This window comes from Nonomuraea guangzhouensis (assembly GCF_019396345.1).
In the GTDB taxonomy this organism is placed as follows: domain Bacteria; phylum Actinomycetota; class Actinomycetes; order Streptosporangiales; family Streptosporangiaceae; genus Nonomuraea; species Nonomuraea guangzhouensis.
This window is the reverse complement of the sequence record NZ_JAHKRM010000013.1, coordinates 307,208-325,686: the sequence shown is the minus strand read 5'-3', so window position 1 is coordinate 325,686 and position 18,479 is coordinate 307,208. Positions and strand designations below refer to the sequence as shown.

The window sequence follows — 18,479 nt, the reverse complement described above, 5'->3', positions numbered from 1 at the left end:
CCGGATGCTGGGCGTGCGTCCGTTACGACCAGGCGACCCTGTGTCGGTTGGTTCCTATCAGGTCACCGGGTTCCTCGGCGAGGGTGGCCAGGGCAGCGTCTATCTGGGCACCTCCCCGAGCGGGGAGCGGGTGGCGATCAAGCTGCTGCACGCCAGGTTCGCCGACGACGAGCAGGCCGTACGACGCTTCCGCCGCGAGGCCGAGGCCGCCCGGCGGGTGGCCGAGTTCTGCACGGCCCGGGTGCTCGAAGTGGGCGCCGTCAACGACCAGCCGTACATCGTCGGCGAGTACGTGGACGGTCCCTCGCTCCAGCGCCAGGTGACCGGGGAGGGCCCGCTGCGGGACCAGGCGTTGATACGGCTGGCCGTCGCGACCGCCACCGCGCTGGCCGCGATCCACCGGGCCGGGGTGATGCACCGCGACTTCAAGCCGAGCAACGTGCTGCTCGCTCCCGACGGGCCCCGGGTGATCGACTTCGGCATCGCGCGGGCGCTCGACGTGAGCCAGAGCCTGACGACCAGCATCGTGGGCACGCCCGCGTACATGGCGCCGGAGCAGTTCCACGGCGAGCCGGCTCCGGCCAGCGACGTGTTCGCGTGGGCGGGGACGATGGTGTACGCGGCCACGGGGCACAGCGCGTTCGGGTTCGGGGCGCTTCCGGTGGTGATGCACCGGATCCTGAGCATGGATCCGGACCTGTCGGGGGTGCCGGAGCCACTCGCGGCGCTGCTCTGGACCGCGCTGGGCAAGGATCCCCGGCGGCGGCCCACGGCGGAGCAGGTGCTGGGCGAGCTCATCCGGACGAGCGCCCCACCACCGCCACCACCCGGCGCGGCCTACCCGCAGACCCCGCCACCCGGCGCGGCGTCCCCACAGGCTCCGCCACCTGGTGCGGCGCACCCTCAGTACCCGCAGGCCCCGTCACCGAGCGCGGCCTACCCACAGGCCGGCTCGCCGGTGGGGCCCCGCTGGGGGTCCGGGCCGCAGGTGCCTTCGCCGTACCCGCGGCCCTCGGGGACGGACCCCGGCGGCGTCACGCCCGTGACCGCGCCCGGCGCCCGGCGGCGCGGGGTGCTGGTGTCGGTGGCGGCGGTGGCCACGGCGCTCGTGGTGGGTCTCGGGGTGTGGCTGATCCCCCGCGCCCTCACCCTGACAGGATCGGAAACGGGCCCGACGGACCAGGCAACCCCCTGGTCCGACCGCTTCGACGCAGCGGTCGCGGCGGTCGCGAACCCGTCCACCAAGACAGGGGGCACGCTCCGCCTGGCCTCGGCGTACAGCCTGGACTCCACCGATCCGGGCAACACCTACTATCCCGACGTCATGAACGCCATCCGCCTCTACGGCCGGTCGCTGACGATGTTCAGGCCGGCCCCCGGCAAGGCGGGCACCGAACTCGTTCCCGACCTGGCCGAGTCCCTGGGGCAGGCGAGCGACGGCGGCAAGACGTGGACCTACCGGCTGCGGGCCGGCGTGAAGTACCAGGACGGCGCGCCGGTCACCGCGGCGGACGTGAAGTACGCGGTGCTGCGGAGCATGGACACCGACTTCAGCAACGGTCCCACCTATTTCGACACCATGCTCGACCTGCCCGCCGGCTACCTCGGACCGTACGACTCGCCCAACGCGAACACGGACTCGGCCATCCAGACGCCGGACGACCGCACGATCGTGTTCCACCTCAAGAAGCCGTACGGCGCCTTCGACGCCATCGTCCAGTTGCCCGAGACCGTCCCCGTGCCACGGGCCAAGGACACCCACGACAAGTACCGGTACGCGGTGATCTCGTCGGGACCGTACAAGTTCGACAGCGCCACGGACAACAAGATCGTCCTGGTCCGCAACCCGAACTGGGACCCCGCGACCGACCCGAACCGCAAGGCCCTCCCGGACCGGTACGAGCTGCAGTACGAGCAGTCCGCTATCGACGCGCGCACCAAACTGCTGAACGGCGACACGGAGGTCGGCTCACCGATCCCGGACCTGGACTCGGCCAAGGTCTACGACAGTCCGGGGGTCAAGAACCGCGCCGACGCCCCGGTCGGCACCAGGATCAACTATCTGGCGATCAACCCGCAGGTCCCGCCGTTCGACAAGGTCGACTGCCGCCGCGCGGTGATCCGCGCCCTGGACCTGACGACGATCAACCGGGCCTTCGTCGGGGGGCTGAACCAGGGCGGCCAGATACCGAACGCGCTCGTGCCGCCGCTGATCCCCGGCACGCACGCGCTCCTGCCGGGTCTCACGCCGTCCGGCGACGCGGACGCGGCCAAGGAGTCGCTCACCGCCTGCGGCAATCCCGGCGGGTTCACCACCACCTACGTCTACCGCGACTCCTTCGGCGAGTCCGCCGCCGCGCAGGCCGTGCAGGCGTCCCTGGCCAAAGCCGGCATCAAGGTGCAGATACGGGGCTTCCCGATCGCGGACTTCCACGCGAAGTACGGCGGCAATCCCGACTACCTCAAGAAGGAGGGCGTCGGCCTGATCGCCAGGGCGTGGGTGCCCGACTGGCCGGACGTGGAGTCGTTCGTCACCCCGCTGGCCGACAGCAGGGAGATCCTGGAGAAGGGCCACTCGATCAACGTGAACGTCCGCCTGCCCGCGCTCGACGCCCTCATCGACACGGCCAAGCAGGAGCTCGACGCCACCAGGCGCGCCCAGCGGTGGAGCGAGGTCGAGCAGAAGATCGCCGACGAGGCCGTGCTGGTGCCGCTCTCCTGGCAGCGCACGCTGCTCGTACGCGGCAAGAAGGCGACCAACGTGCACGTCAACCCGGTCTACGCCGGCTATGACCTGCTGACGATGGGCGTCAGCTGACCGTCGCCAGGGCCAGCGGCAGCACGGCGGGGGCGCCCGCGTGGCGTACGAGGGCGGCGGCGAGCGTCATCGTCCAGCCGGTGTCGATGCGGTCGTCGATCAGCAGGACGGGACCACCGCACGCCGCGATGGCGGCGCCGACGTCCTTCGGCATGGCCAGCGTCGCCCGGACCGCCTGAACCCGCTTGGCGCTGTTGAACTGCTTGCCCGGCGAACCGTCACGGTAACCGAGCTCACCCAGGTAGGTCAGCCGTCCGACCTGCGCGAGCCGCTCGGCGAAGCCGCGCACGAGCAGCGGCCGCGATGCCGACGGCACGTTGACCACGGCGACGGGCCGCTCCCGCCAGTCCCAGGCGGACAGCACCTGGATCACGGCCTTGAACATGTCGTCGGCCATCGGCCCGTCGGCGCCGTGGAACAGCTCGCGCAGCCGGTTGCCCCAGCCGATGTCGGTGAGCCGCCCGAGCGCCCGGCCCGGCTCGGCGCCGAGGTCCGGCTTGATCCGGCCGGACAGGTCGGACAGGCCGGTCGGCCACTGCCTGCGGGCGTCGACCTCGACGCCGGGCCTGGTCAGCCGCTCGCGGGCGCCCGCCACGGCCTGTGGGGCGATCTCCGGCGAGCGGTGGTGGCCGGTGCAGTTGTCGCACCTGCCGCAGGGGCCCGCCGTCTCGTCGTCGAGGTGGCCGCGCAGGTAGCGTTCGCGGCACTCGGTCGTGGTCAGGTAGCCCAGCATGGCCTCCTGCTCGGCCTTGCGCTCGCCGGCGATGCGGGCGTAGCGCTCGGCGTCGTAGTCCCACGGCCGGCCGGTCGCCTCCCAGCCGCCTTTGACCCGGCGTACGGCGCCATCCACGTCGAGGACCTTGAGCATCATCTCCAGCCGCCCCCGGCTGAGGTCGACGGCCGTCTCGAGCGCCGGGGTGGAGAGCACGCCACGCTCCTCGAGCGCCTGGAGCGTGGCCCGCACGACGGGCTCGGGCGGGAAGGCCAGCGAGGTGAAATAAGCCCAGATGTCACGGTCTTCGGTGCCGGGCAGCAGGATCACCTCGGCGCGTTCGACCCCGCGCCCCGCCCGGCCGACCTGCTGGTAGTAGGCGACGGGCGACTGCGGCGCCCCCACATGGACGACGAACCCGAGATCGGGCTTGTCGAACCCCATCCCGAGCGCGCTCGTCGCCACCAGCGCCTTGATCTTGTTGTTGAGCAGCGCCTCCTCGGCGGCCAGCCGCTCGGCGGGATCGGTCTGCCCGGAGTAGGCGGCAACCTCATAGCCCTGATCGCGTAGATATCCGGAGATCTCGTGGGCCGCGGCCACGGTCAGCGTGTAGATGATCCCGGACCCGGGCAGCTCCCGCAGCGCCTGGGCCAGCCACGCCAGCCGCTGCTCGGCCGTCGGCAGCCGAACGACGCTCAGGTGCAGGCTCTCCCGCTCCAGCGGCCCGCGCAGGACCAGCGTGCCCTCGCCCATCTGCTCGGCCACGTCACGCGTGACCCGCGCGTTGGCGGTGGCGGTGGTGGCGAGCACCGGAATGCCGGGCGGCAGCTCGTTGAAGAGCGTGGCGAGCCTGCGGTAGTCGGGCCGGAAGTCGTGCCCCCAGTCGGAGATGCAGTGCGCCTCGTCGACCACGACCAGGCCCGCGCTCTCGGCGAGCTCGGGCAGCACGTTGTCGCGGAAGTCGGGGTTGTTGAGCCGCTCGGGGCTGACCAGCAGCACGTCGACCTGCCCCTCGGCCACCTGCGCGTAGATCTCCTCCCACGCCTCGGGATTGGCCGAGTTGATGGTGACGGCCCGGATCCCGGCCCGCTCGGCGGCGGCGATCTGGTTGCGCATCAGGGCGAGCAGCGGCGAGACGATGACGGTGGGCCCCTCATCGAGCCCGCGCAGCAGCGCGGTGGCCACGAAGTAGACGGCCGACTTGCCCCATCCGGTGCGCTGGACGACGAGCACCCGGCTCCGGTCCACGACCAGCGCCTCGATGGCGGCCCACTGGTCGTCGCGCAGCCGGGCGTGATCACCGGCCAGCGCTCGCAGCCGAGTCTCAGCCTCTTCACGCAACATCGCCGAATCGGGGGCGTCAATCATGTGCTCCTTGTTACCACCTCCCACCGACTTTTGGCGCCGCATGTCTACGGTCCGGACAGACCCCCAATGTCTACGGTCCAGACAAACCCCTTCCATCCGTTACGGCACAGCCGCACCCACCGCCACCCGCCGCACGTGGCTGAGGGCCTCCAGGAAAACGCCCGCTGAACCCGCACGGGGCCGGGCGCCGCTACGTGCGCGTTCTCGGCCGGTGGCAGCCAGTGGTTCGGCCGGTGACCACGAGTGTCGCCCGCCCCATGCGATGGGTGGGCTTGGTGCCGCGTGCGGTGGGGGCGGCTATGCCGTAACGGAGAGAAGAGCGTTGCCCGGACAGCCCGGCGCAGCGGCGGTTTTCCTGGAGGCCCTCAGCCCGGTGTGGCTATTGGTGTTCTGGGAAAGCGTTGATCGTGACGCGGTGCATGCGGCGGCGCTCCGTGTAGTCGGCGACCGCGTAGTGCTGCGTGGGGCGGTTGTCCCAGAACGCCAGCGTGCCCGGCCGCCAGCGGAGCCGGAGCTGATACTCCGGCGACCGGATGTGGTCGATCAGCAGCGGCAGCAGCGCCTCGTTCTCCCGATCGGTCAGCCCGACCAGCCGGGTCGTCGACGCCCGGTTCACGAACAGCGCCTTGCGTCCGGTCTCGGGGTGTACGCGCACGACGGGCCGTTCGAGCGGCGGCCACTTCGCCTGGATCTCCGCCAGGTCGAACGGATGCCCCTTGGAGATGGCCTTCTTCATCGACATCGTGATGTCGTGCACCGCCGTGAGCTCGTCACAGAGCCGCTGGATCGACGGTGAGAGCGTCTCGTAGGCCAGGTAGGTGTTGGCCCAGCACGTGTCGCCGCCCACGCTCGGCAACTGGACGCAGCGCAGCAGCGACCCCATCGGAGGCGTCGGCTCGAAGGTGTTGTCGCTGTGCCACTCGTCGCCGCCCTCGCCCTTGGGGTCGGTCTGGTCGAGCACGTGGATCGGGCTGGCGCTGTCCTTCTTGAAGGCCGGGTGGTTGAGCGTGCCGAAGTTCAGGGCGAACTGCAGGTGCTGTTCATCGTCGAGTTCCTGGTCCCGGAAGAACAGCACGAGGTACTTGAGCCAGCCGGCCCGCAGGGTCTCGACCTGTTCCTGGGCCAGCGGCTTGCGCAGGTCTACACCTGTCACTTCGGCGCCGATGTGCTTGGTCACGGGATGGAATTCGATCATGACGCCTCCGGAAGCGAGTGTGCCGCTTATTTCCGAACGTAACGCCCAAGCAATTGCTTGGTCAAGCACACTCGTTCCGACCGGCGTAGCCGATGCGTCGCGGGCACTCAACTTTCTTCGGCACAATGTTCGACATGGCCCGACGTACGACTGCACCCCCACCCGAGGACTTCGAGGAGCGGATCGTCGACATCGACGTCTCCTCGGAAATGCGCGCAAGCTATCTCGAGTACGCCTACTCGGTGATCTATCAGCGCGCGCTGCCCGACGCGCGCGACGGTCTCAAGCCCGTGCAGCGGCGCATCCTCTACTCGATGAGCGAGATGGGTCTGCGTCCCGACCGCGGCCACGTCAAGTCCTCCCGGGTCGTCGGCGATGTGATGGGCAAGCTCCACCCGCACGGCGACGGCGCGATCTACGACGCCCTCGTCCGGCTGGCGCAGCCGTTCTCGATGCGCCTGCCCCTGGTCGACGGCCACGGCAACTTCGGCTCCCCCGACGACTCGCCGGCCGCCATGCGTTACACCGAGGCCAGGCTGGCCCCGGCGGCGATGCTGATGGTCGAGTCGCTCGACGAGGACACGGTCGACTTCAAGCCCAACTACGACGGGCAGGAGACCGAGCCCACGGTCATGCCGTCGGCCTTCCCCAACCTGCTGGTCAACGGCACGACCGGCATCGCGGTCGGCATGGCCACCAACATGGCGCCGCACAACCTCGCCGAGGTCGTGGCCGCCGCCCGGCACCTGATCAAGAAGCCCGACGCGACGCTCGACGAGCTCATGCGCTTCGTGCCCGGCCCCGACCTGCCCACGGGCGGCTCGATCATCGGCCTGCAGGGCATCCGCGACGCCTATGAGAGCGGCCGCGGCACCTTCCGCATGCGCGCCAAGTGCAGGGTCGACCAGATCACCCCGCGCCGCAAGGGCCTCGTCGTCACCGAGCTGCCCTACAACGTCGGCCCCGAGCGGGTCGTCGCCAAGATCAAAGAGCTGGTCACCAGCAAGAAGCTGCAGGGCATCGCCGACCTCAAGGACCTCACCGACCGGCACAAGGGCCTGCACCTAGTCATCGAGATCAAGAACGGCTTCATCCCCGAGGCCGTGCTCGAGGAGCTCTACCGGCTGACGCCGATGGAGGAGACCTTCGGCATCAACAACGTGGCGCTCGTCGACGGCGAGCCGCGCACGCTGGGCCTGCGTGAGCTGCTGAGCGTCTACGTCGATCACCGGCTCGAGGTCGTGCGCCGCCGCTCGGAGTTCCGCCGCCGCAAGCGCGAGGAGCGCCTGCACCTGGTCGACGGCCTCATCATCGCGCTGCTCAACATCGACGAGGTCATCCAGGTCATCCGCACCTCCGACGACTCGGCGCAGGCCCGCGCCCGGTTGATGGAGGTCTTCGACCTGAGCGACATCCAGGCCGCCTACATCCTGGACACGCCGCTGCGCCGCCTGACCCGCTTCGACAAGCTGGAGCTCGACCGCGAGAAGCAGACGCTGAGCGACGAGATCGCCGAGCTGACCGGGATCCTGTCGTCGGAGGCCCGCCTGCGCCAGGTGGTCTCGGGCGAGCTGGCCGACGTGGCCAAGAAGTACGGCACGCCGCGCCGGACCGTCCTGCTGGAGGCGTCGGGCGCGCCCCGCACGGCGGCGGTGGTGGACCTGCAGGTGGCCGACGACCCGTGCCTGGCGATGCTCTCCTCCACCGGGCTGCTGGCCCGCACCTCCGACGCCTCGCCGCTGTCGGGCGGCGACGAACGCTCCGCGCACGACGTGCTGGTCTCCGTGGTCCGCACCACCGTCAGGGGTGAGGTCGGCGTGGTGACGTCGGCGGGGCGGTTGATCCGCGTCGCGGTGGTCGATCTGCCGACGCTGCCGCCCTCCGCCAACCCGCCGTCGCTGTCGGGTGGCCATCCCGTCTCCGAGTTCGTCGCGCTGGAGCCGGACGAGACGGTCGTCGGGCTCGGCTCACTCGACCCCGACAGCCCCGGCCTGGCCGTGGGCACCGTGCAAGGCGTGGTCAAGCGGGTGGTGCCCGACTACCCGGCCAACCGCGACGACTTCGAGGTGATCACGCTCAAGGAGGGCGACAGCGTGGTGGGCGCCGTGGAGCTCCAATCCGAGGCGCACGACCTGGTCTTCATCTCCTCCGACGCGCAGTTGCTGCGCTTCCCCGCCTCACAGGTACGCCCGCAGGGACGTCCGGCGGGCGGCATGGCGGGCATCCGGCTCGACGACGCGGCCCGGGTGGTCTGGTTCGGCGTGGTCGACCCGTCGCGGCCGTCCCAGGTGGTGACGGTGGCGGGCTCGTCCACCGCCCTGCCGGGGACGCAGGTCGGCGGCGGCAAGGTGTCCGACTACGCCGAATACCCGGCCAAGGGCCGGGCCACCGGCGGGGTCCGGGCCCAGCGCTTCCTCAAGGGCGAAGACGTGCTGCTGCTGGCCTGGGCGGGGCCCGCGCCGGCCAAGGCGGTCTCCTCGGTGGGCAAGCCGGTGCCGCTGCCGGACGAGATCGGGCGCCGCGACGGGTCGGGCGTCCGCCTCACCAACACGATCGGCGCCGTCGGCGGCGCCCTCGGCGCCGGATCGGCGGACTCATCCGAGTCGGCCGACTCGGCCGGCTCGGACGCTCCGGCTCAGCCGGACGAGGACGCGCCGCTGTTCTAGCGTGCTGCCGCCCGGCCCACGTGCGGGCGCCCAGCTCACGTGATGCCGCCCCGCCGCATGCGGCCGGGTGGCATCATGTGGGTGCGCATGGGTTGTCAAAAAACGCTCCCGTGACACGATCCCCTAGAAGAGAGCGCTCTCTCTTGCCTTGGGAGGAATTGTGTCCCGATTAAGAACCCCGCTATGGGCGGCGCTGGCCCTGGTCGCCGCTCTGGTCGCCGCACCTCCGGCCCAGGCCGCCGCCGAGCCGCTGACCGTCACCGACTTCGAGGCCACGACCCTGCCCGCCGGCGTCTCCGCCTGGGGCAACGACGGCGCCTCGACCCCGGCCCTGACCGTCGAGCCCGACGCGACCCGGCCCGGCGCCCCCGCGACCAACCGGGTGCTCAAAGCCGTCTACAACGTGAGCCAGTGGGGCGGCTGGTCCCACGACCTGACGACAGCCCAGGACTGGTCCGCCTACGCGGGCTTCTCCTTCTGGGTCAACGGCACCGGGTCAGGGCAGAAGGTGTTCTTCGAGGTCAAGGACGGCGGCGGCGGAGCGGGCAGCGCCGAGCTGTTCGAGTCGTCCTTCACCGACGACACCGCCGGATGGCGGCAGGTGCAGGTGCCGTTCTCCGGCTTCACCCGCCGCGCCGACTACCAGCCGGGCGGCGCTCCCACCGACGGCGAGCTCGACCTGGTCGCCATGTGGGGCTACTCGATGCGCCTCCCCGCCGCCTCGGGCACGCTGTTCTGGGACGACGTGCAGGTGTACGGCACGGCCCCGCCCCGGCCGGTACGCCTGGCCACGGACAAGCCGGTCTATCCGGTGAACGAGAAGGGCACGGCCGAGATACGCGTCTCGGTCACCACGGCCACCGGCGGCCCGCTCCCCGCCGACCTGGCCGTCGGCTACCGCACCGGCACCGGCACGGCCACATCCGGCCAGGACTACACGCCGGTCGAGGGCACGCTGACCTTCCCCGCGGGCACCGCCTCCGGCTCGGCCAAGGCGTTCACGGTCAAGACGCTGGCCGACAACACGGCCGAGGTGGCCGAGACCATCCCGATCGTGCTGTCCGGCACCGGCACCAGGCCCCCGGCCGAGGCCCCGGCCATCGTGATCAACGCGCACGGCCTGCCGTACCTCGACGCCCGTAAGCCCGTCAAACAGCGGGTCGCCGACCTGCTCGGCCGGATGAGCACCGAGGAGAAGGTCGGCCAGATGACGCAGGCCGAACGCCTCGCGCTCGGCTCGCCGAACGACATCGCCACCTACCTGCTCGGCTCGCTGCTGTCGGGCGGCGGCTCCACCCCGCCGTCGAACACGCCGAAGGCATGGGCCGACATGATCGACGGCTTCCAGCTGCGCGCCCAGCAGACGCGGCTGCAGATCCCGCTCATCTACGGCGTCGACGCGGTCCACGGGCACAACAACGTGGCCGGCGCGACGATCTTCCCGCACAACGCCGGCCTCGGCGCCACCCGCGACGCCGAGCTGGTCGAGCAGGCGGGCAAGGTCACGGCGAAGGAGGTCAAGGCCACGGGCGTGCCGTGGGACTTCGCGCCGTGTCTGTGCGTGTCGCGGGACGACCGGTGGGGACGCGCGTACGAGTCGTTCGGCGAGGACCCGGCGCTGGTGTCGCGGATGGCCACGATCATCGACGGGCTGCAGGACAACGGTGTGCTGGCCACGGCCAAGCACTACGTCGGCGACGGCGGCACCACGTACGGCTCCTCGACCAGCGGCGACTACAAGATCGACCAGGGGGTCACCCAGCTCAGCAGGGAACAGCTCGCGGCCGTCCACCTGGCGCCCTTCGCCGAGGCGGTCAGGCGCGGCGTGGGCAGCGTCATGCCGTCGTTCTCCAGCGTCGACTTCGGCCAGGGGCCGCTCAAGATGCACGCGCACAAGGAGCTGATCACCGACGTGCTCAAGGGCCGGCTCGGCTTCAAGGGCTTCGTGATCAGCGACTGGCAGGCGATCGACCAGATCCCCGGCGACTTCCCGAGCGACGTGCGCACCTCGATCAACGCCGGGCTTGACATGATCATGGTGCCGTACGCGTACCCGCTGTTCACGAGCACGCTCAAGGACGAGATCGCGGCCGGGCGGGTGCCCATGGCGCGGATCGACGACGCGGTCGCCAGGATCCTGACGCAGAAGTTCCGGCTCGGCCTGTTCGAGCACCCGTACGCCGACCGGTCCGGCATCGGCGACGTCGGCTCGGCCGCGCACCGCGCGGTGGCCCGCACGGCCGCCGCGAAGTCCCAGGTGCTGCTGAAGAACGAGGACCGGCTGCTGCCGTTGCGCCGCGACGCCAAGGTGTACGTCGCCGGGTCCAACGCCGACGACCTCGGCAACCAGACCGGCGGCTGGACGATCACCTGGCAGGGCTCGTCCGGGCCCATCACACAGGGCACCACGATCCTGTCGGCGATCCGCGGCCGGGCGGCCTCCGTCACCTACTCGGCCGACGCCTCCGTGCCGCTGACCGGGCACGACGTGGGGGTCGTGGTGGTGGGCGAGAAGCCGTACGCCGAGGGCCAGGGCGATGTGGGTGTCAACGGGCACACGCTCGACCTGTCGGCCGCCGACCGGGTGGCGATCGACCGGGTGTGCGCGGCGATGAAGTGCGCCGTGCTGGTCGTCTCCGGCCGCCCGCTGCTGATGGGCGACCTGTCGAAGGTCAAGGCGCTGGTGGCGTCGTGGCTGCCCGGCACCGAGGGCGCCGGCGTGGCCGACCCGCTGTTCGGGGCCGTGCCGTACACCGGGCGGCTGCCGTTCACCTGGTTCCGTACGGCGGAGCAGGTGCCGATCAACGTGGGCGACGCGAGCTACGACCCGCTCTACCCGTACGGCTGGGGCCTGCGCACCGACCGGGCCCGCGACCGGCTCAAGGCGGCCCACGACCGGCTCTCCGGCGGCGACGGGGCCTCCAGGGCGGCTTCCGCGGCGCTGCTGGTGGCGCTGCCGGCCAACAACTGGAACGCCGACGGCTCGGTGCGGAACACCCGCGTCGTGCTGGGAGCGCTCGGCATCGCGGCCGCGCTGCTCGACCGTTCGGGCACGGACGCGTACTCCCAGGACGACGCCGTCGTCTCGGTGGCCAGGGACCTCGCCCAGGCCGGCGGCAGGCGGCCCGATCTGCAGGCGTCGGCCGACCACGAACTGGCGGCCGGCAACGTACGGAAGGCGGTGGACCTGCTGACGCGGGCGGCTCGCTGAGACGAGGACCGGCTCCTGGCGCCGGTACGCCAGGAGCCGGAATCCGCCGCTGGTTACCGGCAGAGGCAGAACGGGTGGCCGGCCGGGTCGAGGAAGACGCGGAAGGTGTCGCCCTCGCTCGGCTGGTACTCGTGCTTGGTGGCGCCGATCTCCAGCACCGCGGCCTCGGCCTTGTCCATGTCGTCGACCGTCACATCGATGTGCACCTGCTGGGGGTGCTCCACACCGGGCCAGACCGGCGGCCGGTAGTCGGCGACCTGCTGGAAACCCAGCCGCGCGGGCGGGCCCCCATCGGTGATGACGGCCCACTCCTCGTCGGACCCATCCAGGACGGCCCAGCCGAGCAGCCGGGAGTAGAACTGAGCCAGCTCCATCGTGTCGGCGCAGTCGAGGACCGTCGTGCGGAACTGTGCGATGCCGTTCATGTACTTCCCTCCGATATCCCTTTAACTACCGCCCACCAACAGGAAACCGTTCCTACGGGGAGGTACAGGCGACAATAGATGCCATGGCTGCCAACTCCTTCATGGTCCCTCTCGGTTCCCCAGCGCCCGATTTCCACCTGACCGCGATCAGCGGCGGCAGCGTCTCGCTCGCGGATCTCAAGGACTCGCCCGCCATCCTCGTGGCGTTTCTGTCGAACCACTGCCCCTATGTGCGCCACATTGAGCAGGGCCTCAGCGCCCTGGCCGCCGACTACGGAGCCATGCTGTCGATGGTCGCCATCTGCAGCAACGACAGCGTGAACTACCCCGACGACGACCCGACACACCTGGCCGAACAGGCGAAGCGGGCGCACTTCACCTTCCCCTACCTGCTCGACGACACGCAGGAGACCGCCAAGGCGTATCGGGCGGCGTGCACGCCCGATTTCTTCTTGTACGACGCGGCGTTCCGGCTGGCCTACCGCGGTGAGTTCGACGGCGCCCGGCCCCGCAACTCCGTACCGGTGACGGGCTCCTCGCTGCGCGCGGCGATCGACGCCCTGCTGGCCGGCGAGCCGGTGAGCGAGGAGCAGAACCCGTCACTCGGCTGCGGCATCAAGTGGAAGCCGGGCAACGCCCCGGTCTGACCGCGGTCAGGCGGTGGCCGCGATGGCGGCCGGCAGGGCGAGCAGGAGTGCGTGGGGCTCGCCCTGCCAGCCCCGGATCAGCCGGTAGCCGACCTCTCCGGGGTCGAAGTCGTCACAGCCCAGCGGACCGAAGCAGCCTGCCTGGTCGAGCAGCGTGAGGAGCGGGTCGTCGTCGGGGAGGCCGCTCGCGTAGGCGGCCGCGTCGAGGAGCGCCAGCGCGCACTTCGCGTTGCGGCCGTCGTCTCGGGTCTCCACACGGTCGAGGCGGCGCCGGGCTTGGGTACGCAGGTACGCGGCGAGCGATTCGGACCTACTCACGACAACCTTCTTCGATCACGTTCTGGACTGTGTTCGCACACTGGGCTACGACATCATCACGCAAAGTGATGGTCGTGCGTGGGACCTTGGGCAACTCCGGCCGTGTCGCCACCCCGGGAAACACCACGAAACGGGTATGAGGGATCATCTGTCCCATGAGTGCGTTTGACGACGTGATTGCTGGCAACGCGAAATATGCTGCTAAATTCCGGAATTCCGAACTGACCGGCCGGGCAGCTCGCGGACTCGGCGTGGTGACCTGCATGGACTCCCGCATCGACCCCCTGGGACTGCTCGGCCTGAAGGCGGGCGACGCCAAGATCCTGCGGAACGCGGGCGCGCGCGTCACGGACGACGTCCTGCGTACCCTCGTCCTGGCCGTCTACCTGCTCGGCGTCGAACGGGTCCTGGTGATGCCGCACACCGACTGCGGCATGTCCAAGGTCACCGACGCCGACGTGCACGAGCTCACCCAGCGGCACGGCGTCGACACCCGCAGCCTGGAGTTCCACACCGTCCCCGACCAGGACGCGGCCCTGCGCCACGACCTGACGCGGATCAACTCCTCGCCCTTCCTGCCCCCGGGACTGCCGGTGGGCGGCGCGATCTACGACGTGCACACGGGCAAGCTGCTGCCGGTCGACCTGTCCTGACTTTCCGTATTTCCCGATAACTCTGCGTTTTGTGATAAATATCGCACCAAAACGATCTCCCACATTGCCGGGCTGTTGCCTGTGATATTCCTGTGACCCGTCGGCGATCTTGTTCGCCGACGACAGAAACGGGGACGTCATGTTAACGATCAATCCGGCACCGCCTAGCGATCGGTGATCGTCGCCGGGGGCCAGACCCCCGCCGACGCCCTGAAGTCAGCGCATTCGCGCTGCTCCACATCCACCGAATCGTTAGGACGTAGATTTGCGTAAGTCTCTCAACCGTTCCATGGGCCGCCTGGCTCTCGGACTGAGCGCCGTGACCGTGCTCACCGGCGCCACGGCCTTCCCGGCCTCGGCCACGACCTTCACCGGCCAGAGCGCCGAGGAGATCGCCTCGGCCCAGGCCGCCGCCGACGGCCGGCCCGTACCCGTGCCGAGCCTGTCGGACGAGTCGAGCACCACCGTCGCCAACCCGGACGGCAGCTTCACCGCGACCATCACCTCGGGCCCCTCCCAGGTCCAGCAGAACGGCCAGTGGGTGCCCATCGACACCTCACTCGTCGCCGACGGCGCGGTGCTGAAGCCGCGTGTCTCGCGCGCCAAGGTCGAGGTCTCCAACGGCGGCGAGGGCACGCTGGCCAAGATGACCGACGACGACGGCCGCGTGTTCTCGCTCAAGTGGCCGACCGCGCTGCCCAAGCCGGTCGTCAACGAGAACGTCGCCACCTTCACCGACGCGGCCGGTCCGGGGGCCGACCTCGTCGTCACCGTCCTGCCCACGGGCTTCCGCCACGACGTGGTCCTGCGCGAGAAGCCCTCCGGCCCGCTGGAGCTCCGCATCCCGGTGCAGACCGAAGGCGTGGAGCTGTCCGAGTCCGCCGATGGTCGCCTGCTCCTGACCAGTACGGCCGATGACAAGGTGGTCGCCGCGGCGCCGCAGCCGGTGATGTGGGACGCCAAGGGGCACGGCAAGCCCCGCGGCGACTCGCTGTCGAAGATCGACACCGCGGTCGAGACGCAGAACGGGACCAAGGTCCTGGTGCTCAAGCCGGACGCCAAGTTCCTGGCGGACCCGGCGCGCGTCTACCCGGTGACCGTCGACCCGGTGATCACGCTGCCGAGCGTGACGGACACCGACGTCGCCACCTCGTGGGCCTCGCACCCCGGTGACCCGATGATCATCGCGGGCACGATGCCGTGGGAGAACGGCCAGGGCGGCGACGTCATGCGCAGCCTGGTCAAGTTCAACACCCACAAGCTGACCGGCAAGCGGGTCATCTTCGCCAACATGGCGCTGTGGAACCTGGAGACGAACGCCTGCGGTCTCGTAGTGGGTTCCGGCCTCACCGCCCAGCGGATCACCAGCGCGTGGGACGAGACCGACCTGAACTGGGACAACAAGCCCACGACCACCACGGCGGGCCAGGTGACGAACCGCCAGGGCCGCGGCCGCACCTGGACCGCCCCGTGCGCCGGGGGCGCCGGGTACCTGGCGTGGCCGGTGACCACCATGGCCAAGGCATGGGCCGCCGGCGCCACCAACTACGGCGTCCAGCTGAAGGGCGCCAACGAGTCGGAGACCACCAACTGGCGCGCCTTCGCCGCCTCGGAGAACAAGGACAAGGGCGTCAAGCCCCCGACCCTGACGGTCATCTACTGGCGCTGACCACCTGACGGCCGGCCGCTAGGGCCGACCAGCTGAAACACCGAAGGGGGCCGGGACATCCCGGCCCCCTTTCGCGTGTCCGGACCCGGCCGGGTCAGCTCGACGGGCCGGCCCGCATCTGCTCGACCTCGTCCTGGAACACGGCCTGCGTCCTGCTCATGAAGTCGGTGATCACCTCGAGCTGCTCATCGCTGTACTCGCTCAGCGATTCGCGCCAGGCCTTGAGCAGCGGCATGAACACCGGCGCCACGTCCACCGCCGCCCGCTCCAGCACGAGCGTCACCACGACCTTCCGCCGATCGGCGTCGTCGCGCTCCCGCCGTACGTACCCGACGGATTCGAGCCGGTCGATGACGCCGGTGACGGACGCGGTGGTGATCCCCGCTCGCCGGGCCAGCTCGCTGGCGGTCAGCGGTCCTTCACTCAACAGGTTGAGGCAGTGGAGATCGGTGGTGTTGATGCCGATGCGGACTGCGGCCGCCTGACTCATGGAGACCGACAGCACGTTGGTCTTGCGCAGCGCTTCCAGCAACGCGGTCACCAACGCCGCACGTCTTGACATCGCCCACCAAACTCCTTAACGTTCCAAGTGTCTAGGAAAACTAGAAATATCCGTTTCTAGTTACTAGCTCACCGAAAGGATATACTGATGAAGGACGTCGTCATGCGCCTGTACGACGAGGTGCTCAACCAGGGCAGGCTGGACGTGGCCGACGAGATCATCGCCAGCACCCTCTCCACTGCTCCCGGCGACTCACCTGGCCCGGAGCGCATCAAGCAGATCTCCACCCACATCCGCTCAGCCCTCCCAGACATGCACTTCGACGTCCAGGACATGATCGCAGAAGACAACAGGGTTGCCACCAGATGGACCCTGACGGGCACGCACACCGGCACCTTCTTCGGCGTCCCGCCGACGAACCAGCCTGTGGAGATCAAGGCCTGCGTCATCTTCGAGCTCAGGGACGACCAGATCACCAACCTGTGGCCGGTCCTCGACACCAGCTCCTTGCGCCCCGCCTAGTCTCTTCAGGGGCGGGTGGTCACAACTTCTGCCCGGCCTTGTCGACCACACCGACGGCGGTGCGGGTGGTCATCATCCAGACCACTCCCTTCTCGATGCTCCACTCCACGTGAGGAGACTCGGGAACCAGCTTGCCGTTCTTGACCGTGTACTGCTTGAACCCCGGCTGCGGATATCGCTCCTCATGATCAGCGATCGCGGTCTCGCGCCGGCCCCGGTAGGCGTAGGTCGCCGGGTCCAGCAGGATCTCGAACTTGCGCCACCCGTCGAGGACGCGGGAGACCGACAGCGCCGGACGGCCCTCGACGTCCACCGCCGACTCGTCCACCTTCACGCCGGGGAGCTTGGCCATCGCCTGGAAGATGGCCGCCTCCTGGGCCGGGGGGACGATGTTCTGGCCCAGGGTCACCTCGAACCGCTGGAAGACCCAGCCATCCGGATCTTTGTCCTTTACGGCGTTGATCTTGCGGAATCTGTCCAGCAGTTTGTCGGGATCGGTGGGCAGCGCGGCCACCAGGGCGTAGGTGTTCTCCGGTGTCCGGGCTCCGGGGTTGGTGGTCATCAGCTTGCCGTTCACCATGTATCCGACCCGCTTGCCGTCGGCTCGAGTCCAGAATTCCTCCACCGTGTTCTTCAACGGCGTCTGCGGGGTGAACCGCGTGCCCCTCTTGAACCCCTTGCCGCGGGCCTGCATGTGATCTTCGGTGTAGATCCACTGATCGTCGCGCGGCGGCACGAAGTCCTTCTTCTGTACGGCCGCCGCGATCCTGGTGAGCACCACCTGCGCGTTGGCGGCGGGCAGCGTCGGCTCTCCCCCGCCCACGGACTGCACCAGGGTCGCCCCCGTCGCGATCACCACCGCCGATGCGGCCACCGCCAGCGCCCGCATCGCCCACCTGCGCTTGGGACGGCGGCCGGCGGCTCGCGCCATGAGGGCGGCCCTGGCCGCCGCCTGCGCGGCGGGCGAGGGAGGCTCCGGCCCGTCCCAGGCCTCACGTAGCGTCTCCACGTCCTTCATGATCCGTCCCCTCCCAATGCGTCCTGGATCTTCCTACGGGCCCTGTGCAGCCGTGAGCGCGCCGTACCCGCCGGAATGCCGAGCGCCTGGCCCGCCTGCTCCGAGGTGAGCTCGGCCCAGGCGACCAGGAGCAGCACGTCCCTGTCGCCGTGGGCGATCTTGGCCAGCGCCTGGGCGAGCGCCGGTCTGCGCGCGACCGCGTCCACTTCTCCGGCGACCCGATCGGCGTGGTCCTCTACGGGACTCCCCGGGCCGGCCTTGGCCAGCGCCCGGTACTGGCGTTCCTCGGCGCGACGGCGCCGGGCGATCAGGTTGGAGGCTATGCCGTACAGCCAGGGCCGCGCGTCGGCGCGGGAGACGTCGTAACCGGCGCGCTTGTCGAAGGCGATCAGGAACGTCTCCGCTGCGACGTCGTCGGCCAGCCCGCCGCCCAGCCTGCGTGAGGCGTAGCCGTGGATCTCGGAGTAGTAGCGGTCGAAGATGGCGGAGAAACGTTCGGGCTCCCGCCAGGACTGCTCGATGATCACGGCGTCCCCGGTTTGAGCGGGTAACGCCTGTGTCATCGCGGTCACCTCTCGGTCCTTGGGTTCACACCCCTCCTTCACCGATCGACCGGGAGGTGTTCACGCCGGAACTGGCCGAAGGGACCGCGACGACTTCAACGACGGCTGCGCACGTCGCGGCGCCCAGCCCCGCGCACCGGAGGAGCGTGCCCCTGGACAGGCCTCAGCACGCTACGGCGATTGGGGCTCACC

General features: G+C 70.0%; 14 protein-coding genes. 7 read left to right on the top strand and 7 right to left on the bottom strand.

What is annotated here, in order from left to right:
* Positions 1 to 40: 40 nt before the first annotated feature.
* Positions 41 to 2,818, top strand: a complete 2,778-nt coding sequence (locus tag KME78_RS27770; protein ID WP_219532293.1) for an ABC transporter substrate-binding protein — start codon at positions 41 to 43, stop codon at positions 2,816 to 2,818.
* Here KME78_RS27770 and KME78_RS27765 read toward each other — a convergent pair.
* Positions 2,811 to 4,898: a RecQ family ATP-dependent DNA helicase gene (locus KME78_RS27765; protein ID WP_246651934.1), complete on the bottom strand. Its 2,088-nt coding sequence runs from the start codon at positions 4,896 to 4,898 to the stop codon at positions 2,811 to 2,813. The two genes, KME78_RS27770 and KME78_RS27765, sit on opposite strands and share 8 nt — an antisense overlap.
* A gap of 379 nt (positions 4,899 to 5,277) precedes the next feature.
* Positions 5,278 to 6,093 carry a TauD/TfdA dioxygenase family protein gene (locus KME78_RS27760; protein WP_219532292.1) on the bottom strand — a complete coding sequence of 272 codons (816 nt, stop codon included), beginning with the start codon at positions 6,091 to 6,093 and terminating at the stop codon, positions 5,278 to 5,280.
* 125 nt (positions 6,094 to 6,218) lie between these two features.
* Between KME78_RS27760 and KME78_RS27755 the strand changes: the two genes are divergently transcribed.
* Both KME78_RS27755 and KME78_RS27750 read left to right on the top strand, forming a co-directional pair.
* Positions 6,219 to 8,759: a DNA gyrase/topoisomerase IV subunit A gene (locus KME78_RS27755; RefSeq protein ID WP_219532291.1), complete on the top strand. Its 2,541-nt coding sequence runs from the start codon at positions 6,219 to 6,221 to the stop codon at positions 8,757 to 8,759.
* A 160-nt stretch (positions 8,760 to 8,919) separates the two neighbouring features.
* Complete coding sequence (locus KME78_RS27750; protein ID WP_308127154.1) at positions 8,920 to 11,970, top strand: glycoside hydrolase family 3 N-terminal domain-containing protein; 3,051 nt, start codon at positions 8,920 to 8,922, stop codon at positions 11,968 to 11,970.
* 53 nt (positions 11,971 to 12,023) lie between these two features.
* On the opposite strand, the gene KME78_RS27745 is transcribed toward KME78_RS27750, so the two are convergent.
* Entirely contained in the window at positions 12,024 to 12,395 is a 372-nt protein-coding gene (locus tag KME78_RS27745; protein ID WP_219532290.1) for a VOC family protein, read from the bottom strand.
* 83 nt (positions 12,396 to 12,478) lie between these two features.
* Here KME78_RS27745 and KME78_RS27740 point away from each other — a divergent pair, with 83 nt between their 5' ends.
* Positions 12,479 to 13,042, top strand: a complete 564-nt coding sequence (locus tag KME78_RS27740; RefSeq protein WP_219532289.1) for a thioredoxin family protein — start codon at positions 12,479 to 12,481, stop codon at positions 13,040 to 13,042.
* Positions 13,043 to 13,048: 6 nt separating this feature from the next.
* On the opposite strand, the gene KME78_RS27735 is transcribed toward KME78_RS27740, so the two are convergent.
* On the bottom strand, positions 13,049 to 13,360 hold the full coding sequence (locus KME78_RS27735; RefSeq protein WP_219532288.1) for a hypothetical protein: 312 nt from the start codon (positions 13,358 to 13,360) through the stop codon (positions 13,049 to 13,051).
* Positions 13,361 to 13,515: 155 nt separating this feature from the next.
* On the opposite strand from KME78_RS27735, the gene KME78_RS27730 reads away from it, so the two are divergent.
* Positions 13,516 to 14,013 carry a beta-class carbonic anhydrase gene (locus KME78_RS27730; RefSeq protein ID WP_219532287.1) on the top strand — a complete coding sequence of 166 codons (498 nt, stop codon included), beginning with the start codon at positions 13,516 to 13,518 and terminating at the stop codon, positions 14,011 to 14,013.
* A 289-nt stretch (positions 14,014 to 14,302) separates the two neighbouring features.
* A complete protein-coding gene (locus KME78_RS27725) occupies positions 14,303 to 15,682 on the top strand; it encodes a DNRLRE domain-containing protein (protein WP_219532286.1) in 1,380 nt (459 codons plus the stop codon).
* A gap of 94 nt (positions 15,683 to 15,776) precedes the next feature.
* Here the strand turns inward: KME78_RS27725 and KME78_RS27720 are convergent, their stop codons facing one another.
* Entirely contained in the window at positions 15,777 to 16,244 is a 468-nt protein-coding gene (locus KME78_RS27720; protein ID WP_219532285.1) for a MarR family winged helix-turn-helix transcriptional regulator, read from the bottom strand.
* A gap of 87 nt (positions 16,245 to 16,331) precedes the next feature.
* Between KME78_RS27720 and KME78_RS27715 the strand changes: the two genes are divergently transcribed.
* Positions 16,332 to 16,706 (top strand): ester cyclase, encoded by a 375-nt coding sequence (locus KME78_RS27715; protein WP_219532284.1) that lies wholly within the window; start codon positions 16,332 to 16,334, stop codon positions 16,704 to 16,706.
* 19 nt (positions 16,707 to 16,725) lie between these two features.
* Here KME78_RS27715 and KME78_RS27710 read toward each other — a convergent pair whose 3' ends face one another.
* Both KME78_RS27710 and KME78_RS27705 read right to left on the bottom strand, forming a co-directional pair.
* Entirely contained in the window at positions 16,726 to 17,724 is a 999-nt protein-coding gene (locus tag KME78_RS27710) for a CU044_5270 family protein (RefSeq protein ID WP_219532283.1), read from the bottom strand.
* Positions 17,721 to 18,287, bottom strand: a complete 567-nt coding sequence (locus KME78_RS27705; RefSeq protein WP_219532320.1) for an RNA polymerase sigma factor — start codon at positions 18,285 to 18,287, stop codon at positions 17,721 to 17,723. Before KME78_RS27705 ends, KME78_RS27710 begins: the two co-directional genes overlap by 4 nt.
* Positions 18,288 to 18,479: the final 192 nt, after the last annotated feature.

What these genes read in the sequence shown, in the direction of transcription:
- KME78_RS27760 (WP_219532292.1), bottom strand. Translation starts at nt 6,093, where the DNA reads ATGATCGAATTCCATCCCGTGACCAAGCACATCGGCGCCGAAGTGACA.
- KME78_RS27705 (WP_219532320.1), bottom strand. Translation starts at nt 18,287, where the DNA reads ATGACACAGGCGTTACCCGCTCAAACCGGGGACGCCGTGATCATCGAG.
- KME78_RS27740 (WP_219532289.1), top strand. Translation starts at nt 12,479, where the DNA reads ATGGCTGCCAACTCCTTCATGGTCCCTCTCGGTTCCCCAGCGCCCGAT.
- KME78_RS27725 (WP_219532286.1), top strand. Translation starts at nt 14,303, where the DNA reads ATGGGCCGCCTGGCTCTCGGACTGAGCGCCGTGACCGTGCTCACCGGC.
- KME78_RS27745 (WP_219532290.1), bottom strand. Translation starts at nt 12,395, where the DNA reads ATGAACGGCATCGCACAGTTCCGCACGACGGTCCTCGACTGCGCCGAC.
- KME78_RS27715 (WP_219532284.1), top strand. Translation starts at nt 16,332, where the DNA reads ATGAAGGACGTCGTCATGCGCCTGTACGACGAGGTGCTCAACCAGGGC.
- KME78_RS27730 (WP_219532287.1), top strand. Translation starts at nt 13,516, where the DNA reads ATGAGTGCGTTTGACGACGTGATTGCTGGCAACGCGAAATATGCTGCT.
- KME78_RS27710 (WP_219532283.1), bottom strand. Translation starts at nt 17,724, where the DNA reads ATGAAGGACGTGGAGACGCTACGTGAGGCCTGGGACGGGCCGGAGCCT.
- KME78_RS27765 (WP_246651934.1), bottom strand. Translation starts at nt 4,898, where the DNA reads ATGATTGACGCCCCCGATTCGGCGATGTTGCGTGAAGAGGCTGAGACT.
- KME78_RS27720 (WP_219532285.1), bottom strand. Translation starts at nt 16,244, where the DNA reads ATGTCAAGACGTGCGGCGTTGGTGACCGCGTTGCTGGAAGCGCTGCGC.
- KME78_RS27755 (WP_219532291.1), top strand. Translation starts at nt 6,219, where the DNA reads ATGTTCGACATGGCCCGACGTACGACTGCACCCCCACCCGAGGACTTC.